Below are 7350 nucleotides of genomic sequence, written 5' to 3'. Positions count from 1 at the left end.
CTTTCGGATCAAAATCATCAATATACATTAATGTCGCTATGCCGGTTTTATTATTTACTTCTCTTAGCCATTCACAAAAATTATCAAATATAATATCGTCACATTCCTCTTGTAATAAAAATCCACCATCCGTATGTGAGTCATATAATTGGTCTAAAGCACAAATAAATTCATCTTTATTTTTAATGAGCCAACTCATAGGTAGTTTAGTCATAATACCTATTAGCTTTAGTTCATCATCATAATGCAAAAGGGATGGTTTATTTTTCAAAAAATTGTATAGCATATTCTCGTTCATAAATTAATATCCTGATCCATCTAATGGAATATGAGCTGCATTTCTATCACGTTTAAATTCTCTCCATTATTGTTTAGAGCTTACTTATCTGTATTTTCATCTTTTCTAATATTTTTTCTAAATTCATCTAGTCCTAGTGCTTTCGGATCAAAATCATCAATATACATTAATGTCGCTATGCCGGTTTTATTATTTACTTCTCTTAGCCATTCACAAAAATTATCAAATATAATATCGTCACATTCCTCTTGTAATAAAAATCCACCATCCGTATGTGAGTCATATAATTGGTCTAAAGCACAAATAAATTCATCTTTATTTTTAATGAGCCAACTCATAGGTAGTTTAGTCATAATACCTATTAGCTTTAGTTCATCATCATAATGCAAAAGGGATGGTTTATTTTTCAAAAAATTGTATAGCATATTCTCGTTCATAAATTAATATCCTGATCCATCTAATGGAATATGAGCTGCATTTCTATCACGTTTAAATTCTCTCCATTATTGTTTAGAGCTTACTTATCTGTATTTTCATCTTTTCTAATATTTTTTCTAAATTCATCTAGTCCTAGTGCTTTCGGATCAAAATCATCAATATACATTAATGTCGCTATGCCGGTTTTATTATTTACTTCTCTTAGCCATTCACAAAAATTATCAAATATAATATCGTCACATTCCTCTTGTAATAAAAATCCACCATCCGTATGTGAGTCATATAATTGGTCTAAAGCACAAATAAATTCATCTTTATTTTTAATGAGCCAACTCATAGGTAGTTTAGTCATAATACCTATTAGCTTTAGTTCATCATCATAATGCAAAAGGGATGGTTTATTTTTCAAAAAATTGTATAGCATATTCTCGTTCATAAATTAATATCCTGATCCATCTAATGGAATATGAGCTGCATTTCTATCACGTTTAAATTCTCTCCATTATTGTTTAGAGCTTACTTATCTGTATTTTCATCTTTTCTAATATTTTTTCTAAATTCATCTAGTCCTAGTGCTTTCGGATCAAAATCATCAATATACATTAATGTCGCTATGCCGGTTTTATTATTTACTTCTCTTAGCCATTCACAAAAATTATCAAATATAATATCGTCACATTCCTCTTGTAATAAAAATCCACTACCTATCGTATGTGAGTCAGATAAATGCATTAAAGCATCAATAAATTCATCTTTATTTTTAATGAGCCAACTCATAGGTAGTTTAGTCATAATATCCATTAACTTTAGTTCATCATCATAATCTAAATAGGTTGGTTTTGTAAATATCCCAAACTTAGTACACAACTCACGTAGAAAATCATGCTGCTTGTTTTAGTGTTTTATACTCAATCGGTGTCATGTTATTTAATGCCTCATGCGGTCTTTCGGTGTTATAAATCGTTAACCATTCTTCAGTTATTCTCCTTGCTTGCGCTAAGTTGTTAAAAAGATATAAATCGAGTACTTCAGTACGATAGGTACGATTAAATCGTTCAATATAGCCATTTTGATAAGGGCTACCGGGCTAGATATAATCAATGGTTATATCATGTGATTTAGCCCAGTTTATAAAGGTTTTTCCTGTAAATTCAGGTCCATTATCTACCCGTATTTTTAATAAATAACTATGATACTCCACCAATTTATCCAAATAACGAGTCACTCTACCTGCGGGTAAACTCACGCTGTAAATACCCCAAACTTAGTACACAACTCACGTAGAAAATTAAGCAGCCTGTTTTAGTGTTTTATACTCAATCGGTGTCATGTTATTTAACGCCTCATGCGGTCTTTCGGTGTTATAAATGGTTAGCCATTCTTCGGTTATCTTTCTTACTTGTTCTAGGTTATTAAATAGATATAAATCGAGTACTTCAGTGCGATAATTACAGCTACTGTCACTCATAAAATCCATTGACCAACATTCACCTTGTTTATTGGGGACTAATAACCTTTCCGGGCATCGTGGAGGAATGCGTTTTTTACGCTTTGCCTTGAGATTAAGCTTTAATTCACAATACACCCGATATACTCGTTTATGATTCCATTGATAGCAGAGCTTTCTGATTCGATTAAAACACTTAGGAAAGCCCCAACGTAAATGCCTATCTGTGATAGCATTCAACACCGAAACAATCACCGAATCATCCTGTAACTTAGATTGATAATAGTAAGCACAACGGCTTAAACCAACAATAGCACAACTCATTGCAATAGTAACTGAATGATTTTGTTGTAGTTGCTGTGCCCACGTTTTACGTGCCTTGGTGGGCACTAAAGCTTTTTTATAATTTCTTCCTGAAGCTGTGATTTTAAGCTCAGTTCGGCAAACATCTGCTTAAGCTTGCGGTTTTCCGCTTCGAGTTCTTTTAGACGTTTGATGTCTGAAGTTTCCATACCGCCATATTTTTCCCGCCATTTATAGAAAGTTGAATTACCCATGCCATATTTACGGCACAGTTCTTTAACGGGAATACCCGCTTCAGCTTCTTTTAAAATAGCGACGATTTGATGTTCAGTCATTTTTTTCATAATTAAATCCTCTTTTACTTTTATCATAGAGAATTTTCTACTTTTTGCTGTACTATTTTAGGGGGTAGTTACACAAACAGACCCTAGAAAAGTAATAAAAGATATTAAGGATAAAGTAAAATGAAAATAAAAATAGAAAGCCATTATGTAGATATATTTGGAATTTATTGGGCCAAATCATTAAATACAAATACAATTGGTACATATTTATGTGCCTTACCTTTAGGGAACGGCGGCATGACTGTATTTTGTATTGATCATGAAAATAAAAATAACAAAAATAATATTGAAATAATTGATTCTAAAATAAATTGGTCATCGATTTATTATCATAATAGTAATATACAAGGAATTTACCATCATTCTTTAATAGAAGAAAACTTACTGGATGATATTTTAGAATATGATAAAGATGCATACGAACGCTTTCTTGAAATCATTAAAGAAGAAGGATTAGTTGATTCTGAATTTTATTAAAAAAATGTTTTTTCTTAATAAATGGGGAATTTCACTTTTTTATCCTTAAGGTTGTATAGCAAGATCTAAAATTTGAAATGGTATTATCCAATGGGGAAAAAGTGTGGGTGCATGGTAATGCAACAGAACATATGGCTGAATATGCTCAGCATAAAGTAGCTAACTAAGAAGTTTACAATCTGCAACGAAAAATGGTATAGCATATAATAAATTAATTACAATTGAGGGATGGGAATTAAAAATAATGCAATCTCGTAGGATAGGAGAACTGCCTGCATTAATTCATACAAGATCAATTGAATAAGGATAAAATCATGAGTATAAACATAGAAAAACCGATGAAAATTTCTTTTGATGAAGTTGAATTTGATGAACATGTACCTTCTATTAAATTTATTTTTATAGCAAATATAGAGCAATTTTCGAACTCTCTTAACTATAGTGGTGAAATATGGATTAGTTGTTTAATTTGGGATAATTTTGTTAACGATCTGGTTACATTAAAAAAAACAGCTACTTTGTATGATATGAATGAAATGTTTTCTATAAAAATAGAAAAAGATGAAAAAAACATTAAATATTCATGGTCTGTGACTCGTCAGGGAATATTTAAGGATATTGTGCAGTCAAGTTATCAAACCATTATTTCAGAAGATACATTGAATTATGTTAAATCACAATTTACCAATTATCCTAAGTGGTGGTAATTATAAAATCCCCGTTTTAAAACAGCGAGGATTTTCCTTATTTACTCTGTAATTTTATCACCTATTAAAAAATCAAATAAAATCAATATTTTTTCTGAACAATTATTATAAAAATAACACAATAACCTTTTAGTATATCCAAAAGTTATTTTTTACTATACTAGTACGACGAATACGACAATGTTAATTGAGAAAGAGTTTGAAATCATTTATTTGATGAATGTTTAAAGGAATTTAGCATTCAGCGGTCATTAAGTCATAAGGGATGACCCTATGATAATGCGATTGCTGATGCGACATTTAAAGCGGTGAAGACTAAATTTGTGTCAAAAAAGTATGGACACACCATTTGCGCTAAAATCAGCTTATATGACAAATAGTCTAAAACATAACAATACATAATTAATCTCATTTTTTTGACAATAAATTATCATTATTAAATAATTAGTTAGAATTTTATGCTTAAATCTTATTGGTTATTAGCGTAGTTAAAATTTCACTTTGCAAGTAAATAATCTAAAAAATAATACTATAACATTTTCATTTATTTAGATATTTTGTAAATGATAGTGCTTGCTATTACGTTTATTTTGATTAGAATTTCTTCAATTTTTAATTGATAAGGCGTGAGTGTAATGAGCATTAGTAAATCAATCATTTTAATCACTCAATTTATTGGTATTACATTTTATCCTCCTTTTTGGGGGATTTTTTTTACCTATTCCATACAATTATTTCACTCCTATTTAAAGCAATTGAATTATAGAGGCTAATTATGATTGAGCATAAAAAAATGTTGTTAACCACAAGAGACCAAAGTTTAAAAGCCTATTTAATGAATAAAATTAAACAAAATGGCGGATGGGTTAATGCTCATATGCATGCCGATCGTGCTTTTACTATTTCAGTTGATAGTTTTGATGTCTATCAAAAACAGACCTTAATTGAAAAATGGGATACATTAGATAAAGTCAAAGCATCAATGAGCGAAGATGATTACTATCGCCATTTTAGTATGGCGGTTGAACGGATGATTGAGCAAGGGGTGAGTGCAATGGGATCATTTGTTGATATTGACCCTATTGCTCAAGAACGGGCAATTAAAGGGGCGTTAAGAGCACGCGAAACCTATAAAAATGACATCACCATAAAATTAGTCAATCAAACACTTAAAGGCGTTATCGATAAAGAGGCTCGTTATTGGTTCGATAAAGGCGCTGATTTAGTTGATATTATTGGCGGTTTACCTCGTCGTGATGAACGCGATCATGGTGAAGGAATGGGACTGAAACATCTTGATGTGTTAATGCAAACGGGTAAATCATTAGGCAAAATGGTGCACGTACATGTTGACCAGTTTAATTCTCAAGATGAGATCGAAACGGAACAACTTACCGATAAAACCCTTGAACATGGTATGCATGGTCGCGTTGTTGCCATTCATAGTATTTCGATCACAGCCCACAGTTTAGAATATCGCCAAAAACTCTATAAAAAAATGAAAGAAGCAAAAATGATGGTCATTGCCTGCCCATTTGCTTGGATCGATAGCCCACGCCGTGAAGAACAAGGCCCTACTCGTAACTCACTCACCCCAGTTGATGAACTTGCCACAGCAGGTATTCCTGTTGCAATCGGTACAGATAACGTCAGCGATTATATGTTGCCATTTTCAACGGGGAATATGTGGGAAGAGCTTAAGCTGTTAGTAACAGGATGCCGCTATACTGATTTAGATAATGTGATTAATGTGGCAACAAAAAATGGGCGAATGGTGCTTGGGCTTGAGTAATTCAATTAAAAGTCCTACAAATAATCTGGCAAGATCTCATTTTTAATTTGCTATTTTAACCATTATGTTGTTCATCGAGTGTGGCAAAAAGTAGATCACTCTACTTTTTGCCACACTTTGAAATATACACACTGCGTTAACTATAGATATGAAAGATCTCTAATAATGTCTTCTAGCCTTAATTTTACTTCGTTTAATTGTTGTTTTTGAGCTAGTTCAAGCAATCTTTCTCTACTTTGTAAAGTGCCTTCACTGTAATTATGTAAATTTGATGGCACGTTACCAGAATAAATATAATCATATTTTGCAGATGTCTGCTCAATATTAAAAGATCGGCTGTAACTATACGCACCATGAGCTTCAATTTCAGTAGTCAATGTTAATTTATTGCTGTGGGTCACCGTTTGTAAATTATATTGCTGATCTTTGTAGGTTTTGACTTGATTTTTATTACCGTTATCGTCAACCATTTCAATAAATTTATCAAATACTTTTTCAGTTTTAGTTTGATTGTTAACTGATTGTCCAAGGTCTGAAAATTCAACATTACTTTTTATACGCATGATAACATCAGCTTCACTCGGATTGTAAATAACAAATTGAATAAAATCTTTATGTAAAATATCTCTTACATAAGAGCGTAATTCTGTAGAATTATAATAAACTCTAACTATTCCTTTGTTTGTATATTTGTCAGATTGAAAAGTTGCATCACGATAAGCTCCGTATTGTCTGTAAGCTGAAGCTGCCCAGGCATAGTATTTGGCTACTTCGCGAAATTCGTAACGGTGCGTTGCGGTATTTGCAAGTTGTTGTGCCTGCTGGTAATATTTTTCTGCTTCTTGTGCACAGTGTTTTCGATCATTATCGACAGCAAGCTTGCCACTATCTTTGTATTTCCCGAGCGGTTGGTATACCTCTGAAGCATTATTAAATGCCTCTGCTGCAGCTTTATAGTTACCTTGCTGCTCTAACATTTTGCCTTGATTATAATAATCTTTAGCTGCAAGTTGCATATATTTTGTTTTTGCATTTTTGTATAAGCTTTCAATATTTTTATAGTTATATTGCTCAAATCCTTTTTGATATAAATCAGCTCTTTTTCTGTAACTTTCGCTGTCTGTTCCAGTTATAGAGTTACCATAATCATAATATTGTTTAGCAATTGTTTCTTCTAACTTTTTGATATCGTATTTATCATTAAAAAAGCTGACAGTTTGGCTATAAAAACGATCGCTCAACATCATTTTCATTTTAAGTAAGCTTTGATAAGCGTCAATACGATGTTGATAATCTGTATTTGCTGTGTGAGCCAAATCCGCCTCATAATGAGCCATAACATTACTTACTATAGTGCGTAACTTTTCAGCTCTACCTTTATCAAATTTCGCTTGCCCTTTTTCATCAATACTGGCAGTTAATAAACTGATACTTTCCAAATACTTTCCTTCTTTATATGCTTGATCAGCCGTTCGAGCATGACAAGCAGATAAAAGAAAAAGAAAAAAAATTGTTATGGCTATCCGCATAATATTTCCTTTAAA

General features: G+C 31.9%; 9 protein-coding genes and 2 pseudogenes. 3 read left to right on the top strand and 8 right to left on the bottom strand.

Annotation, left to right across the window (positions count from 1 at the left end):
* From A9G41_RS08410 to A9G41_RS08390, 7 genes and pseudogenes are all read right to left on the bottom strand, one after another.
* Positions 1 to 298, bottom strand: a 298-nt coding sequence (locus A9G41_RS08410; protein WP_075539549.1) for a hypothetical protein, incomplete at its 3' end; no start/stop codon positions are given.
* Positions 299 to 378: 80 nt separating this feature from the next.
* On the bottom strand, positions 379 to 735 hold the full coding sequence (locus A9G41_RS08405) for a hypothetical protein (protein WP_065582070.1): 357 nt from the start codon (positions 733 to 735) through the stop codon (positions 379 to 381).
* Between the two features lie 80 nt (positions 736 to 815).
* Entirely contained in the window at positions 816 to 1172 is a 357-nt protein-coding gene (locus tag A9G41_RS08400) for a hypothetical protein (protein ID WP_065582070.1), read from the bottom strand.
* 80 nt (positions 1173 to 1252) lie between these two features.
* Positions 1253 to 1528 (bottom strand): hypothetical protein, encoded by a 276-nt coding sequence (locus A9G41_RS08395; RefSeq protein WP_218837688.1) that lies wholly within the window; start codon positions 1526 to 1528, stop codon positions 1253 to 1255.
* An 88-nt stretch (positions 1529 to 1616) separates the two neighbouring features.
* Positions 1617 to 1811: pseudogene (locus tag A9G41_RS15095) on the bottom strand (integrase core domain-containing protein); the annotation flags it as partial.
* Between the two features lie 12 nt (positions 1812 to 1823).
* Positions 1824 to 1982 (bottom strand): transposase family protein, encoded by a 159-nt coding sequence (locus A9G41_RS14005; RefSeq protein ID WP_141675206.1) that lies wholly within the window; start codon positions 1980 to 1982, stop codon positions 1824 to 1826.
* A gap of 42 nt (positions 1983 to 2024) precedes the next feature.
* Positions 2025 to 2830: pseudogene (locus tag A9G41_RS08390) on the bottom strand (transposase).
* 120 nt (positions 2831 to 2950) lie between these two features.
* Between A9G41_RS08390 and A9G41_RS08380 the strand changes: the two are divergent.
* The 3 genes from A9G41_RS08380 to A9G41_RS08370 all read left to right on the top strand — a co-directional run bounded on the left by A9G41_RS08380 (position 2951) and on the right by A9G41_RS08370 (position 5806).
* Complete coding sequence (locus A9G41_RS08380) at positions 2951 to 3307, top strand: hypothetical protein (RefSeq protein WP_065582272.1); 357 nt, start codon at positions 2951 to 2953, stop codon at positions 3305 to 3307.
* 314 nt (positions 3308 to 3621) lie between these two features.
* The gene (locus A9G41_RS08375) at positions 3622 to 4014 is read left to right on the top strand and encodes a hypothetical protein (RefSeq protein WP_065582273.1); all 393 of its coding nucleotides are present in this window, start codon (positions 3622 to 3624) and stop codon (positions 4012 to 4014) included.
* A gap of 775 nt (positions 4015 to 4789) precedes the next feature.
* Entirely contained in the window at positions 4790 to 5806 is a 1017-nt protein-coding gene (locus A9G41_RS08370; protein ID WP_218057716.1) for an amidohydrolase family protein, read from the top strand.
* Between the two features lie 140 nt (positions 5807 to 5946).
* Here A9G41_RS08370 and A9G41_RS08365 read toward each other — a convergent pair whose 3' ends face one another.
* The gene (locus tag A9G41_RS08365; RefSeq protein ID WP_065582274.1) at positions 5947 to 7335 is read right to left on the bottom strand and encodes a hypothetical protein; all 1389 of its coding nucleotides are present in this window, start codon (positions 7333 to 7335) and stop codon (positions 5947 to 5949) included.
* Positions 7336 to 7350 lie beyond the last annotated feature (15 nt).

This window comes from Gilliamella sp. Nev5-1 (assembly GCF_001690895.1).
Taxonomy (GTDB): Bacteria; Pseudomonadota; Gammaproteobacteria; order Enterobacterales; family Orbaceae; genus Gilliamella; species Gilliamella apicola_C.
This window is presented reverse-complemented; position numbering and strand designations above follow the sequence as displayed.